Source organism: uncultured Catenibacterium sp. (assembly GCF_900540665.1).
Lineage (GTDB): Bacteria > Bacillota_I > Bacilli_A > Erysipelotrichales > Coprobacillaceae > Catenibacterium.
In genome coordinates, this window is record NZ_UQGV01000002.1 from 59,607 (window position 1) to 79,315 (window position 19,709).

Consider the following 19,709-nt stretch of genomic DNA (forward strand, 5'->3'; position numbering starts at 1 on the left):
TAATGAGGATCACTTTTGTTATGCAGCCAATTCAAATATATGTTTTTGTGCTAAAAGATACTTCTGTAAATTCAAAAGAATGTTATCAGAAGAACTTAATTCGTCATCTGCTAGGTCAACTGAATTATCTTTTGCAAGTTTGATAGTATACTCATAAATACGATTGACAAGTACACTTAATTCTTCTGTCGTCAATTCAATCTTAATCTTTTCATAATTATTATTCTGCTTGAGTTCTTCTAAAGAATCCATCAAACAATTGATAGACTCCATACTCAATTTACCTGAACGAACATCATCAATATAATCTCGTAATGCTGCATGATAGTTCTGTACCACTTCAGGTTCTCTACTTTTTATTTTATGATACACTACACCACCGACTGTAATAGCCCCTGTAACTAAAGCCCCAATAATAAGTTCTTTTTTCCTATTCTTTGCAACTTGCATAATTTTACTTCCAACCTTTTGGATTTGATCAGCTTGCTCCATTTTGACAGGTTCAAGATGTTTCACAATTCGACCTTTATTTGGTCCAATTGCAACTCTCACAACACCACCAATTCTACGATATTCTCCAGTTGCTAATTTTGTCATGATATCCATCGGAATATCAAATGATTCTGTTACTACTGCCATATGTTATTCTCCTTTTTTACTTCATTACATAACAAGTATATTTCGCGAAGTTCATTCATCATCTAATAATGATACATCAACCTCCTCAGAATCAAATACTCCTACTGGGTATTCTCTCTTCCAACCTGAAATACGAATAACCTTACCACAAGATGGACACTCATAATTGTCTTCGCTATCAAAATACTTTATAAAATCTGGTCCCATACCATTTTCTCTTTCATCACTGCTCTCCGACCAAAGATACTCTTCTAAATCTACACTATTCTCTGTACCACAGTTAGGACATTTAAAGTTCTCCATCATATCTAACTCAAACTGCCAATCTTCACAATCCATAAATTCTTCACCTTCACCCTCACGTCTTTTTATTTCTGTCAAGTAATAATCTGACGGCATAGAATCATACTGAATATCATCATCAAGTAATTCTGCCGATAAATTAAGAGCACCATTTATTTGTTGAAATTTGTCTTCCATCATTTTTATTCTGTTCTTAATTGCTTCTTTAAATGATACTTTTCCCAAATCTATTTTCTTGATATCGTCACATGTCAAACCTGCTTTAGTAAGCACTACTAATTGCTTTAGTCTATCAATATCATTAGCTGTATAACCAGCTGTTGTTATCTCAGATGTAAAAACACCCTTTTTCTTAAAATATTTTAATCGTTCATTTTTTATTCTGAGCAATTCACAAACTTCTTTTGCCTGTTTTATTACTACTTTTTCTTTGTTCATACTCAATATCTCCTTTCTGATTCCATCTTACACGATGGGGACAATCTCCCCGTCAAGCATTTAATAATTTTTATTGTAATATCTTCAAATATTCTATTTTCGTAGCATAGAATACTCAGATATGGAAGCAAAGAATTTTAAGTTAGTCACCTAAACATTTATAAAATTCATATCCATTACAGCAATAATTACCTATCCTATAATTATTCTTTATCAATTTTTTTAACTCGAACATTTGCTAAATTCACAGAAGTTAAAAAAAGCTAATCAATTTACAGAATAGAATTGTATACGGTTATTTCGTTACCTAGAAGAATTACTGCCTTCTATCTACTTTAATCTTTAACTCTACTATTAGTACAAATACTCTTCTTATCTTTTACTATTATAACACGATTCACTTTTCTAAAAAAAACAACCCTTTCGGGTTGTCCTATGACTTCTTGCTCACGGCATATTAAAAATTATAATAAGAATACAATCCTATTAATCCTAAAGCTAACATAATTAACAAAATTGAAAGAATTATTTTTTTGTTTTTAAATCCATGCTAATCTCTCATTCTTATAGCTTCTTTAATGTTTCTTCTACATCATCTAGAATCTGACTAAATTTAGTCAATGCTCTAGAAACAGGTTCTGGTGTACTAAAATCTACACCTGCATGCTTTAACTCATCTAATGGATATGCACTACCACCCATTGATAAGAACTCTAAGTATCTCTTTACTGCACCTTCTTCATTATTAAGAATTGCTTCACTTAGTGCAACAGCTGCACAATAGCTTGTTGCGTACTTATATACATAGAATGGTCTATAGAAATGAGGAATTCTAGCCCATTCGTATTGTACTTCATCATCAATCACAAGATCTTCACCAAAATAATCCTTGATTAAGTTCTTATATAATGCATTCATGCTTGCTGCAGTGATGGCTTCTCCTCTTTCAGCCATAGCATGTGCATCTCTTTCAAATTCCGCAAACATTGTCTGACGATAAACAGTTCCCTTGAAACCATCTAGATAATGGTTTAATAAAGCAAGACGTTCTTTAGGTTCTGCAGTCTTCTGTAATAACTGTTCTACAAGTAAGTTTTCGTTCACTGTAGAGGCTACTTCAGCTACAAAGAGTGTATAGTCTGCATTCTGTGGTGTCTGAGCATGATTAGAAAGCCATGTATGCTGTGAATGACCCATTTCATGGGCAATTGTACTCACACTATCTAATGTACCTGTAAAACTAGTAAGAATGTATGGATTAGAGTCATAAGTACCACTAGAGAAAGCACCACCACGTTTACCATTATTAGGATAAACATCAATCCATCTATCCTTATATGCCTGTTTTACTCTATTCACGTAGTCCGCGCCAAGAGGTGTGACTGCATCTAGGACCATCTGCTGTGCTTCTTCATAAGTATATGACTTAGTTGATCCAGCAACTAAAGGTGTATAAACATCATAATAATGGAGTTCATCTAAACCAAGCATCTGTTTTCTTAAACGTACATAACGATACATTTCAGGCATGAACTTTCTTACTGTATCTACTAGACTATCATAAACAACACCAGGTACATGTTCATAAGCCATGCTCATGGCTCTTGAAGAATCATAGTGTCTCACTTGTGCTTCTGCTACTGCTTCTTTAATACATGCATTATATGTAGAGGCAAAGGTATTAATATGTTCCTTGAATCCTTTATAGAAAGATTTAAAGGCATTTAATCTAAGTGTACGGTCTTCACTCATCTGTAAAAGAATATAGTTAGACTGGTTAAGTTCATGTACTTCTCCATTTGAATCAGTCACAGATTCAAATGTCATATCAGCATCTTGTAAGCTTTCAGAAATCTTACTAGGCGCACCTAATGTTTCTGTAAAGGCCGCAAGAAGTGCTTCTTCTTTTGCACTTAATACATGAGGTTTCTGATCTAATAACTTCTGCATATTAAATGCATATGGTTTTAAATCATCTGAATGTACAATTGCTTCTAAAACTTCTTCATCAAGTGATAGGATTTCTGGTTCAGCAAAGCTGATAGCTGTCGCATAAGCTGTATAGACCTGATAAGCCTTTGCTTCCATTGCCTGTGCGTCACTATCTCTTGTATCTTCACAATTTCTAAGTGATGCATAGCAATAGAAATCAGATAATTTTCTACCTAGATGTGTATCAAAATCAAAGAATTCTCTGATTGTTTTTGCATTATTGAGTTTACCCTGATAATTCACTAATTTCTTGATCATATCTTCAAGTTCAGGTAATGCGTTATTCCATTCTTCATCATTTTTATAAAGTGTTGAGAGATCCCACATATATTGTGGATCCATATCTTTACGTTCTTTCATTGTTTCTGCCATAATCTTGCTCCTTTCAATGAGTTAGTTATAGTATACCACTCATTTGTATTTCACACACAAAAAAAGATGATTCCAAAGGAATCATCTCTTAAATAATTAGTCGTTTAAAGCTTCAATCATAGCTACGTATGATTCAACCTGTAATGATGCTCCACCAACTAAAGCACCATCGATGTTAGGCTGTTCAAGTAAAGCTTTTAATGTAGCAGGCTTTACAGATCCTCCGTACTGAATTCTTACTTTTTCAGCAACGTCCTGACCATAAAGTTCAGCAACTACACCTCTAATGTATCCACAAACATCTTCTGCGATTTCATTAGTTGCAGTCTTACCAGTTCCGATAGCCCAGATTGGTTCATAAGCGATAACTACTCTTTCAGCAGCTTCAGCTGTAACATCCTTGAATGCAGCAACAACCTGAGTCTTAACTACATCATGAGTCTTTCCAGCTTCATATTCTTCTAAAGATTCACCAACACAAACGATTGGAGTCATACCGTTGTTTAATACCTGAAGCATCTTTAAGTTAACAGTTTCATCAGTTTCACCAAAGTACTGTCTTCTTTCAGAATGTCCTAAGATAACCCATTCAACACCGATTTCTTTTAACATTCCAACGCTTACTTCACCAGTATAAGCACCATTGTCTTTGAAATGGCAGTTTTCAGCAGCAACGATTAAGTTCTTTGCGCCTTCTTTAGCAGTTGCTAAATCTAAGAAAGGAGTAGCAATACCCCAATCAGCTTTATCAGTTACTTTACCATCAACAGCAGCAACAAATTCCTTTGTTTCTGCGATGCCATGGTTCATTTTCCAGTTTCCTACAATAATTGGTTTTCTCATTTTAAATTCTATCTCCTCGAAAAATTATTTATCGTTGATAGCAGCGATACCTGGTAATACTTTACCTTCCATATATTCTAATGATGCTCCTCCACCAGTAGAAATATGAGATACCTTATCAGCGAATCCTAACTGCTTAACAGCAGCTGCAGAGTCACCACCACCGATGATAGTGTTAGCACCTTCAAGGTTAGCTAACATGCTACATACAGCTTTAGTACCTTCTGCGAACTTAGGCATTTCGAATACACCCATAGGGCCATTCCAGATAACTGTCTTAGCACCTTCAAGTTCTTTAGCGAATAATTCAACAGTCTTAGGACCAATATCAAGACCCATGTATCCATCAGGTACATCTTCACCAACAACCTTGATATCTCCATCTTCACCAAACTTACTGCTTACTACAGAGTCGATTGGAAGGATTAACTTATCTCCACCCTTTTCGATGAATGACTTAGCTAATTCTACCTTATCTTCTTCAACTAATGAAGAACCAACTGTATGTCCCTGAGCTTTAGCGAAAGTATAGCACATACCACCACCAATAATGATCTTATCAGCAACGTTTAATAAGTTTTCGATTACACCGATCTTAGAAGATACTTTAGAACCACCTAAGATAGCTACTAAAGGTCTTTCTGGATCAGATACAGCCTTACCAATATAAGCGATTTCCTTTTCTACTAAGAAACCTGCAACTGCTGGTAAGTGAGAAGCGATTCCTACAGTTGAAGCATGAGCTCTATGAACTGAACCGAATGCATCTTCTACAAATACATCACCAAGTGATGCCCAGTAAGCACCTAATTCTGGATCATTCTTAGTTTCACCAGCTTCATAACGAGTGTTCTGAACTAAGATAACCTGTCCGTTTTCAGCGTTCTTTACTGCTTCTTCAAGTTCGGCGCCACGAGTAGCGTTTACGAACTTAACATCTCTTCCTAATAATTCAGCAAGTTTAGGAGCAACAACAGCCATATCGTTCTTAGCTTTGTCTTCTTCCTTCTTGATCTTTCCTAAGTGAGAGAAAAGTACAACTGCTTTAGGGTTGTGATCTAATAAGTAGTTGATTGTTGGTAATGCAGCAACAACTCTGTTATCATCTGTAATTTCTCCTGTGTTTTTGTCTCTTGGTACATTGAAATCTACACGTACAAGAACTGTCTTGCCTGCGACATCAATATCTCTAATTGTTAATTTATCCATTAATTATCATCCTCCTACGACGAATTATAGCACAATTAAATATTTATATACAATCAAAAATACTATTCTTACCAATTATCTATTTACAGATGAAGCAATTTTGTGATATGTCCATCTCTTACCACGAATGGCAACGCTTAACGTCATGATATTTTCAGGTAAAGCCATACCACACCAGCCTGCATCACCGATATGCTGAATATCTACACCACATCTTTTATTCACAATAGCGATTTCTCTAACAGTTTCAGTATCTGCACCTTCCTGACTTGTACCAATTGCAGATAATGCTAAAGCATTATGTGCATGAATATATTCGCATGCTTTTGTAACTGTTTCTTCAGATAATCCAGGAACAGTATTAACAGCTGGCATTAAGATAACATCAGCCCCAGCATCAATGAATTCCTTAATAGCTTCTAAATCTACAACTGGTTCATTCACACCTGCACCATGCATCTTACCTGCAATAATTAAGCCCTTGAAATATTTCTTAGCTTCCTTAATTGCTACTGCAATAGAATGATTAGATACACCAACACCTGGGTTACCTGTTAAACAGATGAAGTTGAATCCTAATTCCTGTGCTTTCTTAAATGTTTCTGCAGTTGCCTGTCTACCAGATGCGATTGTCTGTCTTTCTTCAAGCATATCAGCATCTAAGTCTACAGGTTCAAGGTTACAGCCTACTGGTCTACCAATAAGTTCCTGTAACTTCTTAACTGGTTCATCACATTCTGGTAAACCATTGATCACTGGATTATTGCAATCAAATACATTTAAAAGAACCATATCACTGCCAAAAGAAACAGCAAGTTCCGCATTAGTTAAATCTCCTAATAATGGTGGAATAGCCACTACTGTTTCAGTCATGACAGTTCTTCCTTCACATGCAAGAATAGACTGTTTTAATTCTTCTCCATTCATTGCAAGCATTTCGCTTGTTGTACAATTCAATAATCTTTTCATATTTTTATTCCTCCGTAATTGCTTACATTATACTACATCTTTTCGGAGATTTCTTCTATATAATATGTAATTTTTGTAAGGCTTTAAAAATGCCATCTTGATTATTGGTACTTGTTACGTCTTTTGCGATATTTTTAATATCATCAGGTGCATTACCCATTGCAATACCCATTCCTACACTCTCTAACATCTCTTTGTCGTTATAGTTATCACCAAAAGCGACAATATCCTGTTTATTAATAGAATAATAGTCACATAGATGATTAATGGCATCTGCTTTAGTAACTCCTTCATTCATGATTTCTATTAAGATATCTGAAGAACAGGCAATAGAACAATGAGGAAATCTTTCTTTTAAACTTCTTTCTATCTCTTTTGTACAAAGAGGATTACACATACATAATAGCTTATGTATTTTTCTAGAAGAATCTAATGAAGAAAGTGTCCCTTTCTGTGCTTCTGCTTTTACTATACGTTCTTCTCTTAATACACGAGGATCTTCTTTGTCCTCTACTAACCAATCATGTAATGCATAAATATTAATAGTACAGTCAAACTTCTTTTCTTTAATAAAAGTAATGACTTCTTCTGTCTGCTTATAGCTCATTCCATTTTCATATAAGACATTCCCCTTTTCATCCAAGATGAGTCCTCCACTAAAACAGATCATTGGACAAATAATATTATTCTCTTTCAGTATTGGATATATTCCTTCTGGACTTCTTGCAGAGACAGGTAAGAAAGGAATATCTAACGATTGAATAGCGTCTCTTGTTTTAGGACTGATATGATGTTCATCTGTGAGTAATGTTCCATCAATATCACTTAATATGCATTGATACATCATTTCCACCTCCATTTTCAAAAAAAATGAGCATCACTATCGGTGATGCCCATATAACTAAATTTATAAGTTGATAGGATTATTGAATCAAATCTAATATCTTATTGACATTGTTTCTACCATTTCTGATTCCAAGCCCAATGACCACAGATGCAATCACACAAAGTACCATACCTATAATGCCAATGATTCTTAATATGATAGCAGATGGTCCAAATAAAATGAACGCAAGGAATAATGAGGAAAAAATGATTGAACACCTAAGCCATCTCTTTAAATTATTAAGCATCTTAGTTTGATATTTTACTTCATCTACATAATGTGATTTAAGCTCTTTATTCATGATAGAACACTCCTTTATATTAGTATTGTAATCCAGGGTTGAAGAATCCAATAATTACGCCTACAAAAGCAATAACTACTAATAATAGCATAACTTTAATAGGAGACATTTTCTTTTTAACTAATAGATACCAGCAAAGAATAACGAATGCGGCAGTTAAGAATCCAGGATATACACCATCTAATGTTTTCTGTAATTCTAAGAAAGGTTTAGCTGCACCAGCTGCAGTCATTGTGAATGAAGTTTTGATACTTACCCAAGTAGCTGCAACAGCACCAATAACGATAGCACCAAGCATTGTGATAGATTCTCTTAGTGCTTCACCCTGAGGGCCTACTAAGAAGTCTACAGCTTTACCACCAAGTTCATAACCTTTGAAGTATAAGAACTTCATTCCGAAGTATGCGAATAAGTTCCATACAATGATATAGAAGATAGCACCAAGAGGAGAACCTCCAGTACTCATACCTAAAGCGATACCTAATAAGATTGGAATTACAGTACCTACAACTAATGAGTCACCAATACCAGCGATTGGACCCATAAGACCAGCACGTAACCCATTGATTGTTTCGTCATCTACGTCTTCAGCACCGTTTGCACGTGCTTCTTCAAGACCAGCAGTTACACCAACGATAACAGTACCTAACTGAGGTTCAGTGTTAAAGAAAGCTGTATATGTTTTTAAAGCTTTTTCCTGATCTTCTTTTTTGTCATATAACTCTTCGATAATTGGTAACATTGATGTTAAGTAACCAAAAGTCTGCATATGTTCCTGTGAGAAACATGTAAGGTTACCATAATACCAATGATGGAATGATTTTGATAGAGTTTTCTTTGAAATCTTCTTTTCCATTTTAGATATCCTCCTCGTCATCATCATCTAAATCATCTGCAGCAACAACTGCTGTTTTTGATAAAGAAAGCATTTTGATTTTGTAATTGATTAAAGCAAATAATGCAGCAATTAATGTAGCAGATACTAAGTTAATGCCAAGTGAAGCAGCTAAAGTGAAACCAAAGAAGAATGGAATGAAATCTACTGCTTTAGTAACAATCTGTTTTAATAAGATAGCAATTCCGACACATGGTAATAATGAACCAACAGTAAATAATGTCTTCATAGCAAGACCATCCATTGGTAAGTATGTCTTGATTAAGTCAACCATTGGTGCACCCATTTTACACATGATTAATGTTGGAATGAATGAACAAATGATATGTGAGATCCAAGGAAGTACCCAGTTAACTGTATATAATTTCTTAAAATCACCTTTTTCAACTGCAGTCCAGCCTACATGCTGCCATGCTAAGTTGATAGTAGCTGTTCCATAGAATAATACTGTACCTAATGTACCAACCATTGAACCGAATGAAGTAGCAAGACCCTGAGCTTTAACTGAAGTAGGATCTAAGCCATAAGAATGAATCGCAATCATCGCTAGTGGGATACCAATGTAGCTGACAGCACGAACGTCTGCAGATACTGTTCCACCAGGAGTAACTAATGCGATATAAACTAACTGCATAGCGATACCAACAAGAATACCTGTCTTTAAATCGCCTAAAATAAGACCACAAATTAAACCACCAACTAAAGGTCTACCTAATGTGTAGTTACCAATAGAAGTACCACCTAAACCTGGCATACTTGATAAACAAGCAAATAGGCCAAGTAGGGCAGCTTGAAACCAACTAATTTCCATAATTTCTTTCTCCCTTAAATATTTTATTTGTTAATAACCAAACTTACCTTTGAAGTCATCCCATGTACCAATTGATACATCTGGTAATAAGGCAAATTTGATTTTATAACCTGCTTTAGAAATTCTTTCGAATGCGTCTGCTTCTTCCTGAGTAATAGACTGGTTATTACCAAGCTTTACAGCGCCTTCACGGTCATTACAAGGACCAACAATAACTGTATCGATACCACACTTAAATCCCTGATCTACTAAGATAGTAGCCATATCAATAGGATTCTTAGTGATTAAGAAATACTGAGTATCTGAATCTAATACCTTCTGACACTTTTTAGCAAAAGCATCTACTGTCCATACGAATGTTTTCTTACCACTTGCAGCTTTATAAGCAGCCTTTAATACGCTGTTATCTGCTGCTTTATCATTAACAGCAATTAATCCATCACATGGATATTCTCTTGCCCAGCGAGTACAAGTCTGACCATGAATCATACGGTCATCAATACGAATAAATGAAACTGACATTTTTGTTTTCCTCCTTAGATATCGTCTTCTTCGTCATCATCAGATGCGAGTTTAAATTCTTTTAATGCTTCATGTGCTTCTCCTAATACTGCCTGAGGAAGCACTTCCTTATCAAGATTGTCCTTCATTAACACTGTTGTTAATGCAAGTGGAAGGTTCATACCACCTAAGACAACAGTATTATTTGTGAACCCTTTTTCATTAATAACATTAAGTGCAGTTGTTAATGGTGATCCACCAATTAAGTCACCAAGAAGAATGATTTCATCTTCTCCTGTAATAGGACTTACTGCTTCTTTGAATACTTCTGCGAATTCATCAGCAGTTTTACCATTTTCTAATCCTACAGCAATAACTTCTTTCTTTTCACCAGCTAACATGCTAAGTGCATTGGCTAATCCCTTTGCAAACTCACCATGGCTTACAAGTACGACATATTTCATTTCTTTTCTCCTCCTGTGACTACATTCTAGCATTCAAACGCTTTCATTCCATCTGTCTAAAGTCATGTCTTTCATATGACATTTGTCATATAAAAAAGAGTGGCTAAGCCACTCTAAGCCACTCTATTCATTAAGGTATTTATTCACTTGTTTTTGTAATTCTATAATCGCTAAGTCAAAGTCATCACTTGAATAGATGATCTTTGACATATTGGTATCTATTAAAGTCATGGCTGAATCATACTTCTTAAACTTCTCTCTATTACGTGCACCTAGTAATGCCTGATTTAATAAAGACATATTGACCTGTCCACCTTCTTCATCAAGCATATCAATAATAGTCTGAGATTGTGCAACTTCCTTTAAAGGTGAGATACCTTGAGAATACTGTGTCAAGGACTGCTGTGTTGTTGTATCATGACAGAGTTCTTTTAATAAATACCAGGCCTGGGATTTATGATAAGATTTTGCACTCATTCCCATTAATAATGTAGACACCTGCGCACTCCCTTTATTTTTGCTTACTGTTGGCATCTTAAGACAGTCCCATTCAAATGTAGAATACTTCTTAACACGCCATGGATAAGGCTTATAAGTACGATAAACTGATAAAGATAGTGGAGAAAATGCAACCAATCCCTTATCGAATTCTTCAGAAGTCACCAAGTGGCCTTTATTCAAGTTATTGAGTTTTCTATAAAACTCAATAGCACTTTTTACAGAACTTTGATCTATGAAACATTTTGTTCCTTTTTCATTGAATACCTGCGTACCATATCCATATACTGAATCAAACCAGCTATAATCATAACAGCCATAACATTGAGAATACTGGCTTACTTTCTTACAGATTGAATAGAAATCATCCAACGTCCAATCATTATCCGGCATATCTATATGACATTTTTGGAGAAGTGTTTTATTCACAAACATGAGAGTAGGATCACATTCATAAGGTAAAGCATATTGATTATTGGAATAAGTACCTGCTTTAAGTACACTTGAATAATAATCATTTTTACTGAATTTCTGATCATGAGTCATATAACTATCAAGGTTAGCAAGTGCCCCGATAGAACTTAATGTATTGAAATCATCATCCAGAACCATAAAGACATCTGGCTGTTTTCCTTTCACAATCTTATCAGAAAGCCATGAAGAGTAATCACTCTTCATAATACCGCTCTCATATTCAACTTTAACTCCTGGATATTTCTTTTCAAATCTTTCTATTGCCCCATCAATAATTTTATAGCTTTCCCCACTTGGTACTCCCCAGTTACTTCCTGAAAAGACCCCTAATTCCAAAGTGATTGTATTAGGATAATCTGCCACAATCATAAAGAAAAGTGAGAAAACAACTAAACCTAATACTATTTTAAACTTACTCATCATCAATCGCCTTCGTTAATAACCCACTCTCTACTGCCCATATGGCAAGCTGAGTACGGTCTCTTAAATTAAGTTTAGATAAGATAGAACTTAAATAGTTTCTGACTGTTCCTTCTGATAAGAAGAGTTTCTGGGCTATTTCTTTATTAGATAAACCATATCCTACATGCTGGATAACTTTCCATTCTGGCTTACTTAATGTTTCTACATCCTTTTCATCCACTTTAATAGTATAGTTATTCTGCTGCATCTTAGAGAACATGCTAAAGACTTTTGTCGCAATATCAGGATTAATCATTGCCCCTCCCGTATTGACTGTCACAATCGCTTTATATAGTTCATCCATAGAAACACCTTTTAATAAATAACCACTGGCTCCATAACGCAAAGCACTAAAGACAAAATCATCATCATCAAAAGTCGTTAATATAATAATTTTTGTATCAGGATACTTAGATTTTACTTCTTTTGTTGCCATAACTCCATCCATACCTGGCATACGAATATCCATTAAAATAACATCAACGACATTCTTCTCTAAACATTTTAATACTTCAAAGCCATCGGATGCAGTCCCTACTACATCTATATCCTCATGTGTGCTTAATACTATCTTTAATGATTCTCTAATCAATTCCTGATCATCTGCAATCATTACCTTAATCATATAGTTCACCCTCCTGCAATGGAATAGTGACAATAGTTAAAAATCCATGATGTCCATCATAAGCCACTTTTCCATTAATCATAGCTAAACGTTCTGTCATCTGTTTCAATCCAAAGCCATAATGAATCTCTTCACATCCCTGTCCATTATCCTGGATTCTAAGATATAAATTATTAGCTTCTATATATAATGAAATATCAATATGAGTTGCATCACCATGTCTTACTGCATTGGTGACACTTTCCTGAATTACTCTAAATAATATATCTTCCTTTGTATTTTCAAAATCCACCTTATCTAGACGATAATCTAAAGTGATTGTTAAATCACTGACACTTGTGAACTCTTCAATCATATTCTCTAGTGCTCCTTTAAAGCCATGCTGTTCAAGAGCCCCAGGTCTTAATTTATTCAAAGAGTTACGTACATCTACAATTCCCTGTCTAACAACTTTACTTATAACTTGTAATTGTTGTTTAGTTGCCTGTGGATTAATATCAATCATCGCAATACAGGCATCTACACCTGCGGCAATACCTGTTAAAGCATGGCCTAGTGTATCATGTATTTCACGTGCTAATCTTTTTCTTTCTTTGTCTTCAGCAATCTTTTCACTGACCGCTGCATAGTTCTCTAGTTCATGATTGACTTGATGAACCATGATCAATTCCTGAGTCATACGTTCATTTTCCTGTACTTCATTCGCAATATAGATTATTAAGAAGAGAATAAAGAAAAGAAGATTAATAATATCTAAGAAATTGATTCCTACCTGTAATAAACCTCTTGTCGTACTTGTATAAACATTTAAATAAGCATCTGCATTTACTAATGGAAATAATGTGCTGAAGAAGTTATAGTTAGTAATCACAAGAAGAAGACTTAACGGAATTGTCAGCCACTTGACATATTTATTCTCTTTAAATCTGAATAATGCATCACAGAATATTAAATAAATAATCCCATTATAGATAAAATAAAGTGACTTCATAATCATAAATCCAATAACTGTTTCTATAGAAAGAAAGAGAAGATTCTCAAATGGATATTCCTTTATACGATGATCAAAGAAATTCATGAGAATAAGCACAATAGTATAGAGAATCAATGTTTTAAAAAAGATGATTTCTGGACTTGTAGGAATATAATTCAAAGAACTTAAAAAGTCTCTAGAAAGATTATTTATAATAATATAGTTGGTACTAAACATAAATATGACTGCATAGATGACAATCATGAAGAAATTCCATAACATCATCATTGCACGAATTCTTCTTAAATCAAAATGAGTCAACATTACTGCCACCCCTTTAAATTATAGGAATCGATATTATCTTTCGTAATAAGTGATACGGGAACTTCTATAGTTCTAGACACTTCTTTCCCTTGAATAATATAATACATATTCTTTGCAGCAAGTTTTCCAAATTTAAGAGGAAATTGTGCTGCTGTACCTGCAATAAGAGGACTTTGTTTAATAAGTGATTTTAAATCCGGTGTACCATCTACTCCATATACTAGGATATTTGTACGCTTCATTGACTCAATAGCTGCAAGAGCACCTAATGCTGAAGGATCATTTAAGGCCATGACTACATCTATATTACTATTTTTCTTTAACATAGACTCCATTAAAGGCATAGCACGCTCTAGCTGCCCTTCACATTCTGCAGAGTCTATAATTTTATATTGGGAAAAATTCTTAATTGTATCTACAAACCCCTGTATTCTTGATGACGCTGATTCTACAGTAGAATGTTTTAATAAGACAATGTTGGCTGACTGCATCCTTTTCATCATATTCTGAGCACATAAGACACCTGCATCATAGTTATCTGATTCGATAACACAATCAATCAAATCTTTATTTTCTACAGAGGCATCAATCGCAATAATAGGTATTCCTGCCTCTCTGGCAGACTCTAAAGAAGTCAATTTACTTGAATCAATAGGGTTCACAAAGATTCCATCTACCTTCTTTGAAATAAACTCTTCTATCTGTTCATTCTGCTTATCTATATCTAATTCTGGATTGCGTACAATAAGTTCGTCCCCTTCTTTTTCTATTTCTTTTTTTAATTCATTATTGATTACTTCATAGAACGGATTGTTCATAGTCATATAAGTTGCTCCAAAGACAAGATGTGTCTTCTGCGGCATTAAATAACTGCTATAAATTGTCCCTAACAATACAGCAATCACTAATCCTATAATAATATTAAGTGTCCTTTTACTTCTTTCATCCATTACTCTCACCTACTTGTGTACATTTTAACATAGATTATATATGCCTTGTACAAAGAAAAAAGAAAAATAAATACTTCCGTGATATTATATGTTACAAATTATATAAAAAGGACTATAATATATATAGGCAAGGATAATCTCATTGTTTTTTATGATTGACCAAGGAGATGATTTCTATGTTAGATATGAGAATTTTAAGTGATCCCTATGAAGAAGAATGCTTCTTAATTTTGAAAAGTAATCTTCCTAAAATGAAAGATGAAGATGCATTAGAACTCTATGTGAACTTAAAGAAGTCTTATAAGAAAGACAGAGGTTTAATGCGTTACATCTTTGATGAAACAGAAAAGATTGCACAGAAATTAGTAACTATCTAGCCAAAAAAAGAAGGTTCGCGAGAACCTTCTTTTTAGTATTCACTTGGGACAATAACCGCAAGAATAATATAGGCAAGAATACCGCTTCCTCCAAGTGCTGTAAAAGCGACCCATCCTAATCTGACAAGAGTAGGATCAATCTGAAAGTATTCTGCAATACCTCCACAAACGCCAGCGAGCATACGATCATGTGCTGAGCGATATAGTCTTTTGTTCATTTTTTACCCCTCCTCACAAATAGTATCATATTTTTCTTGATATATGTAGAAAAATACAAATAGAATAACACCAATTGCACTTATAATACATGCAAGTGCATATCCTGGAGGAGTAAATGTAATTCTAATTTGATGACTACCTTTTGTGATACGACATCCTAAGAATGCTTGATTGACCTTTTCTGTATTTACTTTCTTATTGTCAATATACATTGTATAGCCTTTTTCATAAGGGATACGTGTAATAAAGTAACCATCTTTAGATACATTGATATGTCCTTCTAATACGTTAGAGGTATTCTTAACTTCTAATGGATCAACAGTTTGATTTAATGCAGAGGCAGGAAGTGTATACATCTTGATATTCTTAATCAAATAGTTTCCTTTAGATAAAGAAACATTTAATTGGTTTGTAGTAGTGACAAATGTGAAATGTGTATGAGGATGATAATAAGGATTTGTAATACTTGCCAGCTTATTTTTCATTCCATTGACTGTGATAGAGACACCTTTTTCAGGTCTGTTGTTGACAATATCACATTCTAATACAACAATCTCATTGTTTGTTTGACGATTCAATGTGATTTCTTTTTTCTGTTTTTTAGTAATATGGTAAGATTTCTTGAATCCTGGATTTTCTTTAATAAATTGACTTTGATAATGTGTATCACCTTTATTCACAATGGCACAATTCACAAGTGTATCAAGAGTATATGGATAAGAGAGCTGACTAAAGTGTTTTTCACTCATTAATTGACTTGTGGCATAAGCTTGAGGTAAAGATGTATTGGATTGATAAAGCTTTACATTCTTATCCTGATCCTTTAAAGAATAGCCATAAGGGGCATTTCTTTCAGAAATAACTGTATCAATACCAAGTGTCTTAAGGTAGAAGATATTGTCTGTATCATTTTGAGCCACACGGTTATTTGTAGGGATAGGGATTCTAAGTGTATCAAATAAGAATTCATTGTAATGTTTATTATTTGTAGATGTATAGCCTGATACACGTTTAAATAGATTACCATGTGTTTGATTGACATTCTGTCTTGTAGTAAGATCTGCAACTGTATGCATCTTATTTCTTCTTACTAATTGTGATACATTCTTTTCTGATTTCTTTGGTTTATAGAAAGAAGAGGGTCCATTAATAAATGATACCACCAGAAATGGAATGACAAGATATCCATAAAGAATATGCTTTCTTCTCTGTAATAAGATAAGAAGTGCAAATAAGCAATCTATGAGTGCTGAGAATGGATATTCCATAAAGAATAGTGGAATCATTAATAATAGTACAGAATATCTAGATAGCTTTACATCCCCTTCTTTAATCTTCACTAACATCATACACATGATATAAGCAACGAGTGGAATAAAGACAAGCATGATCTTACTTCTTGCATATAAAAACCCATTCATAATGAACCAGACAAGTGGAGAGTAGAATGATACAAGGCATACAGCTGAAAGCTTCTGTAACTGTTTATCACTTAAGGCAAGAACTAAAAGAATATATGAGATATATGTGAGACCACATCCATATTTACTATAAAGTAAACCTTTTAAATTAAGAGAAGGAATGAATAAAGAAGACAGCTGTGTTGGTGCGCCTGATTTACCATTCATTAAAATAATATAGAGTGTAGGGATTGTCAGTATTGCAGTTAATAGGACAATTAACACATAAGAGATAAAGAGTTTTTTCCATTCACCTGGATGACGATAGAGTAAATAAATAAAACATACAATAAAGCATCCAATACAATAGAAATAGCTATGTAATACAATCATACTGCCACATAGTGTAAAAGCCCCAAAGTTCTTCTTTTCTATACTTATTAGAGCTAACAATAAGTAAGGCATATAATTCACAAACATAATCTGTTTATGTGAATGAAAGAAGATGCTTGATAATAATACAAGTAAGCTGACAAAGATACAGATGTTCTCATTTTCTGTATGTTGTCTTAAAAAGATATAACAACATATTACAGAGAGTGTCAGCATCAATACACTATACGCAATAATGATTGTCTGCATATTTACATGTATAAGTAATGCACCTATAAGAATATCTGGTCTTAAGTATCCATAATAAGAGAAGTGGTATATATTTCCTCCACCCATTAACTGCTTCATATAAGTAGGAAATAGTGTTCCTTCACTTCTTATGGCATGTCTTAATGCATCCGCAATGGCAACATGCTGACTATACCAGTCAATTGTATTACCAAAGACATTGGATGTAAGTATAAAGACTAATGCGATAGATAGTAGACCAAGTAGACAAATGGTGCGTTTGTCTTTTCGTGTCATGATTTTCACCTCAACACTATTGTAAGAAATAATTCTTAATTTTAGACTTAATATTTTCTTAAAAACGCTTAATTTTTGTGAATTTTATATTTAAGAAATCTTAAGAATTCTTTTAAGGTTTTTTAAATAAATAGATGATATTGTAAAAATGGGTGATGAATATGAATAATTTAAAAATGTTGACAATCAGTTCTTTGTTGATGATTAGTTCATTATTTGGTTCTAATCATACGATTAAGCATAAGAAGATGATTGATGGATTAAATCTAAAAAATATAGATTCTGTGATGTTTGTATCTCATCCAGATGATGAAACAATCTGGGGAGGCAGTCATCTTTTAAAGAAACATTATCTTGTTGTCTGCTTAACAAATGGTAATAATAAGACAAGAAAAAAAGAGTTCATGAATGTAATGAAGGCAACAGGTAGTACAGGTATTATGTTTAATTATCCAGATAAGACAAATGGACAGAGAGATAATTGGGATAAAGCAAGAAAATATATCAAAAATGATGTACACTATATATTAAGTAAGAAGAAATGGAAAACTGTAGTCACACATAATCCAGATGGAGAATATGGTCATATTCACCATCAGATGACATCTTATATAGTAAGAAAAGATAGTCGTGTGGATATGAACCAGCTTGTCTATTTCGGTAAATACTATAGAAAAAAGAATATGCCTAATAATCTCAATTCTATAAGTCAAAGTGATTTAAAGAAAAAAATGAAACTAACAGGAATGTATAGTTCTCAATCTAAGGTTATGGATCATCTTGGTCATATGTTACCTCATGAAAATTGGGTGAAGGCAAAGAATTGGAGATAGTTATGAACGAAAAGATCATGGTTGTGGATGATGATAAGGATATACGTGAAGTCATCCATGTATTATTATCAAGTGAAGGGTATGAAGTGATAGAAGCAAGTAATGGAAAAGAAGCACTAGAATTAGTGGATGATAATACAGATCTCATTATTCTTGATGTGATGATGCCAGAGATGAATGGATATCAGGCTTGTGTTCTATTAAGAGAGAAAACAAATGCCCCTATTCTCTTTTTAACCGCAAAGGGGCAGGATAGTGATAAGACATTAGGTTTTTCTAGTGGTGGTGATGATTACTTAACTAAACCATTTTCTTATAATGAATTAAATGGACGTGTGAAAGCACTACTAAGACGTTATCATGTCTATCAGGGTAAAGGTACTACACAAGAAAAACAAATTATATATAAGACAGGTAATATAGAAGTCAATAGTGCGAAACGTACAGCATCCTTAGATGGAGAGAAACTCAACTTAACAGATTTAGAATATAATATTCTAGAATATCTATTAATTAATAAACAGCAGGTTATTTCTCCTAGTCAGCTATTTGAAGCTATCTGGCATGAAGAATATTATTATGGGGCAAACAATACAATCATGGTGCATATTAGACATTTAAGACAGAAGATTGAAAAGGATCCTACAAATCCTGAACATATCAAAACAATCTGGGGTAAAGGATACTATTGTGAGTAAAAGATATATAAGTCTTGCATCTAAGATTATTATAATATTGATTGCCTCTAGTATTTCTGCAGTATTAGTATATAGCTGTTTTAGAGAACAGATTCCCCACTATTATAGTTTTATAGATGAAGTTGCTGGTATTAAGGATAAGAGAAATAAGTTCTTTAAAGAGTTTAAAGAAAAAGCGAAAGATGTCAATTTAACAGATAAGAAACAAGTAAAGAAATTGATCAAGACCTATGATCCTTACTTGTCTGTTTATATTTATGACAACAAGAATGAATATTATGTTGCAGCTAATTATGCAGATTTCCTTACTCAGCCTGTGAGTGTGATTACACCAC

22 protein-coding genes are annotated in these 19,709 nt (G+C 33.7%); 4 read left to right on the top strand and 18 right to left on the bottom strand.

The window, feature by feature from the left end:
- Positions 1-18: 18 nt before the first annotated feature.
- The 16 genes from QZQ55_RS00805 to QZQ55_RS00880 all read right to left on the bottom strand — a co-directional run bounded on the left by QZQ55_RS00805 (position 19) and on the right by QZQ55_RS00880 (position 14,929).
- Positions 19-639 (bottom strand): hypothetical protein, encoded by a 621-nt coding sequence (locus tag QZQ55_RS00805; RefSeq protein WP_295088685.1) that lies wholly within the window; start codon positions 637-639, stop codon positions 19-21.
- 51 nt (positions 640-690) lie between these two features.
- A complete protein-coding gene (locus QZQ55_RS00810; protein WP_295088687.1) occupies positions 691-1,380 on the bottom strand; it encodes a helix-turn-helix domain-containing protein in 690 nt (229 codons plus the stop codon).
- A 564-nt stretch (positions 1,381-1,944) separates the two neighbouring features.
- On the bottom strand, positions 1,945-3,744 hold the full coding sequence (gene pepF / locus QZQ55_RS00815; RefSeq protein ID WP_295088690.1) for an oligoendopeptidase F: 1,800 nt from the start codon (positions 3,742-3,744) through the stop codon (positions 1,945-1,947).
- 96 nt (positions 3,745-3,840) lie between these two features.
- Positions 3,841-4,587 (bottom strand): triose-phosphate isomerase, encoded by a 747-nt coding sequence (gene tpiA, locus QZQ55_RS00820; protein WP_006507012.1) that lies wholly within the window; start codon positions 4,585-4,587, stop codon positions 3,841-3,843.
- A 24-nt stretch (positions 4,588-4,611) separates the two neighbouring features.
- Positions 4,612-5,796, bottom strand: a complete 1,185-nt coding sequence (locus QZQ55_RS00825) for a phosphoglycerate kinase (RefSeq protein ID WP_295088693.1) — start codon at positions 5,794-5,796, stop codon at positions 4,612-4,614.
- Positions 5,797-5,871: 75 nt separating this feature from the next.
- Positions 5,872-6,765 carry a haloacid dehalogenase-like hydrolase gene (locus QZQ55_RS00830; RefSeq protein ID WP_295088696.1) on the bottom strand — a complete coding sequence of 298 codons (894 nt, stop codon included), beginning with the start codon at positions 6,763-6,765 and terminating at the stop codon, positions 5,872-5,874.
- Between the two features lie 55 nt (positions 6,766-6,820).
- The gene (locus QZQ55_RS00835; protein WP_295088699.1) at positions 6,821-7,612 is read right to left on the bottom strand and encodes a Cof-type HAD-IIB family hydrolase; all 792 of its coding nucleotides are present in this window, start codon (positions 7,610-7,612) and stop codon (positions 6,821-6,823) included.
- A 76-nt stretch (positions 7,613-7,688) separates the two neighbouring features.
- Positions 7,689-7,952, bottom strand: coding sequence for a hypothetical protein (locus QZQ55_RS00840; protein ID WP_295088702.1), 264 nt, complete (start codon positions 7,950-7,952; stop codon positions 7,689-7,691).
- A 19-nt stretch (positions 7,953-7,971) separates the two neighbouring features.
- Positions 7,972-8,808 carry a PTS system mannose/fructose/sorbose family transporter subunit IID gene (locus tag QZQ55_RS00845; RefSeq protein ID WP_295088705.1) on the bottom strand — a complete coding sequence of 279 codons (837 nt, stop codon included), beginning with the start codon at positions 8,806-8,808 and terminating at the stop codon, positions 7,972-7,974.
- Between the two features lies 1 nt (position 8,809).
- Positions 8,810-9,658, bottom strand: coding sequence for a PTS sugar transporter subunit IIC (locus QZQ55_RS00850; RefSeq protein ID WP_295088707.1), 849 nt, complete (start codon positions 9,656-9,658; stop codon positions 8,810-8,812).
- A gap of 30 nt (positions 9,659-9,688) precedes the next feature.
- Positions 9,689-10,180, bottom strand: coding sequence for a PTS sugar transporter subunit IIB (locus tag QZQ55_RS00855; protein ID WP_295088710.1), 492 nt, complete (start codon positions 10,178-10,180; stop codon positions 9,689-9,691).
- 14 nt (positions 10,181-10,194) lie between these two features.
- The gene (locus tag QZQ55_RS00860; protein ID WP_295088713.1) at positions 10,195-10,623 is read right to left on the bottom strand and encodes a PTS sugar transporter subunit IIA; all 429 of its coding nucleotides are present in this window, start codon (positions 10,621-10,623) and stop codon (positions 10,195-10,197) included.
- 123 nt (positions 10,624-10,746) lie between these two features.
- Positions 10,747-12,015 carry an ABC transporter substrate-binding protein gene (locus QZQ55_RS00865; protein ID WP_295088716.1) on the bottom strand — a complete coding sequence of 423 codons (1,269 nt, stop codon included), beginning with the start codon at positions 12,013-12,015 and terminating at the stop codon, positions 10,747-10,749.
- The gene (locus QZQ55_RS00870; RefSeq protein WP_270467680.1) at positions 12,008-12,682 is read right to left on the bottom strand and encodes a response regulator transcription factor; all 675 of its coding nucleotides are present in this window, start codon (positions 12,680-12,682) and stop codon (positions 12,008-12,010) included. The genes QZQ55_RS00865 and QZQ55_RS00870 overlap by 8 nt, the downstream gene beginning before the upstream one ends.
- On the bottom strand, positions 12,675-13,979 hold the full coding sequence (locus QZQ55_RS00875) for a sensor histidine kinase (RefSeq protein WP_295088719.1): 1,305 nt from the start codon (positions 13,977-13,979) through the stop codon (positions 12,675-12,677). Before QZQ55_RS00875 ends, QZQ55_RS00870 begins: the two co-directional genes overlap by 8 nt.
- Positions 13,979-14,929, bottom strand: coding sequence for a sugar ABC transporter substrate-binding protein (locus tag QZQ55_RS00880; RefSeq protein WP_295088722.1), 951 nt, complete (start codon positions 14,927-14,929; stop codon positions 13,979-13,981). The genes QZQ55_RS00875 and QZQ55_RS00880 overlap by 1 nt, the downstream gene beginning before the upstream one ends.
- A gap of 176 nt (positions 14,930-15,105) precedes the next feature.
- Between QZQ55_RS00880 and QZQ55_RS00885 the strand changes: the two genes are divergently transcribed.
- Entirely contained in the window at positions 15,106-15,306 is a 201-nt protein-coding gene (locus tag QZQ55_RS00885; protein WP_295088725.1) for a hypothetical protein, read from the top strand.
- Positions 15,307-15,338: 32 nt separating this feature from the next.
- On the opposite strand, the gene QZQ55_RS00890 is transcribed toward QZQ55_RS00885, so the two are convergent.
- A complete protein-coding gene (locus tag QZQ55_RS00890) occupies positions 15,339-15,524 on the bottom strand; it encodes a PspC domain-containing protein (RefSeq protein ID WP_022425271.1) in 186 nt (61 codons plus the stop codon).
- A 3-nt stretch (positions 15,525-15,527) separates the two neighbouring features.
- Positions 15,528-17,843 (bottom strand): YfhO family protein, encoded by a 2,316-nt coding sequence (locus tag QZQ55_RS00895; protein WP_295088728.1) that lies wholly within the window; start codon positions 17,841-17,843, stop codon positions 15,528-15,530.
- 161 nt (positions 17,844-18,004) lie between these two features.
- Here QZQ55_RS00895 and QZQ55_RS00900 point away from each other — a divergent pair, with 161 nt between their 5' ends.
- From QZQ55_RS00900 to QZQ55_RS00910, 3 genes are all read left to right on the top strand, one after another.
- Positions 18,005-18,676: a PIG-L family deacetylase gene (locus QZQ55_RS00900; RefSeq protein ID WP_295088731.1), complete on the top strand. Its 672-nt coding sequence runs from the start codon at positions 18,005-18,007 to the stop codon at positions 18,674-18,676.
- Between the two features lie 2 nt (positions 18,677-18,678).
- On the top strand, positions 18,679-19,374 hold the full coding sequence (locus tag QZQ55_RS00905) for a response regulator transcription factor (RefSeq protein ID WP_295088733.1): 696 nt from the start codon (positions 18,679-18,681) through the stop codon (positions 19,372-19,374).
- Positions 19,367-19,709 (top strand): hypothetical protein (locus QZQ55_RS00910; protein ID WP_295088734.1); only part of this gene is annotated, 343 nt, incomplete at its 3' end. The genes QZQ55_RS00905 and QZQ55_RS00910, both read left to right, overlap by 8 nt.

Coding starts and splice junctions, on each gene's coding strand:
- QZQ55_RS00805 (WP_295088685.1), bottom strand. CDS start 639: ATGGCAGTAGTAACAGAATCATTTGATATTCCGATGGATATCATGACA.
- QZQ55_RS00810 (WP_295088687.1), bottom strand. CDS start 1,380: ATGAACAAAGAAAAAGTAGTAATAAAACAGGCAAAAGAAGTTTGTGAA.
- pepF (WP_295088690.1), bottom strand. CDS start 3,744: ATGGCAGAAACAATGAAAGAACGTAAAGATATGGATCCACAATATATG.
- tpiA (WP_006507012.1), bottom strand. CDS start 4,587: ATGAGAAAACCAATTATTGTAGGAAACTGGAAAATGAACCATGGCATC.
- QZQ55_RS00825 (WP_295088693.1), bottom strand. CDS start 5,796: ATGGATAAATTAACAATTAGAGATATTGATGTCGCAGGCAAGACAGTT.
- QZQ55_RS00830 (WP_295088696.1), bottom strand. CDS start 6,765: ATGAAAAGATTATTGAATTGTACAACAAGCGAAATGCTTGCAATGAAT.
- QZQ55_RS00835 (WP_295088699.1), bottom strand. CDS start 7,612: ATGATGTATCAATGCATATTAAGTGATATTGATGGAACATTACTCACA.
- QZQ55_RS00840 (WP_295088702.1), bottom strand. CDS start 7,952: ATGAATAAAGAGCTTAAATCACATTATGTAGATGAAGTAAAATATCAA.
- QZQ55_RS00845 (WP_295088705.1), bottom strand. CDS start 8,808: ATGGAAAAGAAGATTTCAAAGAAAACTCTATCAAAATCATTCCATCAT.
- QZQ55_RS00850 (WP_295088707.1), bottom strand. CDS start 9,658: ATGGAAATTAGTTGGTTTCAAGCTGCCCTACTTGGCCTATTTGCTTGT.
- QZQ55_RS00855 (WP_295088710.1), bottom strand. CDS start 10,180: ATGTCAGTTTCATTTATTCGTATTGATGACCGTATGATTCATGGTCAG.
- QZQ55_RS00860 (WP_295088713.1), bottom strand. CDS start 10,623: ATGAAATATGTCGTACTTGTAAGCCATGGTGAGTTTGCAAAGGGATTA.
- QZQ55_RS00865 (WP_295088716.1), bottom strand. CDS start 12,015: ATGAGTAAGTTTAAAATAGTATTAGGTTTAGTTGTTTTCTCACTTTTC.
- QZQ55_RS00870 (WP_270467680.1), bottom strand. CDS start 12,682: ATGATTAAGGTAATGATTGCAGATGATCAGGAATTGATTAGAGAATCA.
- QZQ55_RS00875 (WP_295088719.1), bottom strand. CDS start 13,979: ATGTTGACTCATTTTGATTTAAGAAGAATTCGTGCAATGATGATGTTA.
- QZQ55_RS00880 (WP_295088722.1), bottom strand. CDS start 14,929: ATGGATGAAAGAAGTAAAAGGACACTTAATATTATTATAGGATTAGTG.
- QZQ55_RS00885 (WP_295088725.1), top strand. CDS start 15,106: ATGTTAGATATGAGAATTTTAAGTGATCCCTATGAAGAAGAATGCTTC.
- QZQ55_RS00890 (WP_022425271.1), bottom strand. CDS start 15,524: ATGAACAAAAGACTATATCGCTCAGCACATGATCGTATGCTCGCTGGC.
- QZQ55_RS00895 (WP_295088728.1), bottom strand. CDS start 17,843: ATGACACGAAAAGACAAACGCACCATTTGTCTACTTGGTCTACTATCT.
- QZQ55_RS00900 (WP_295088731.1), top strand. CDS start 18,005: ATGAATAATTTAAAAATGTTGACAATCAGTTCTTTGTTGATGATTAGT.
- QZQ55_RS00905 (WP_295088733.1), top strand. CDS start 18,679: ATGAACGAAAAGATCATGGTTGTGGATGATGATAAGGATATACGTGAA.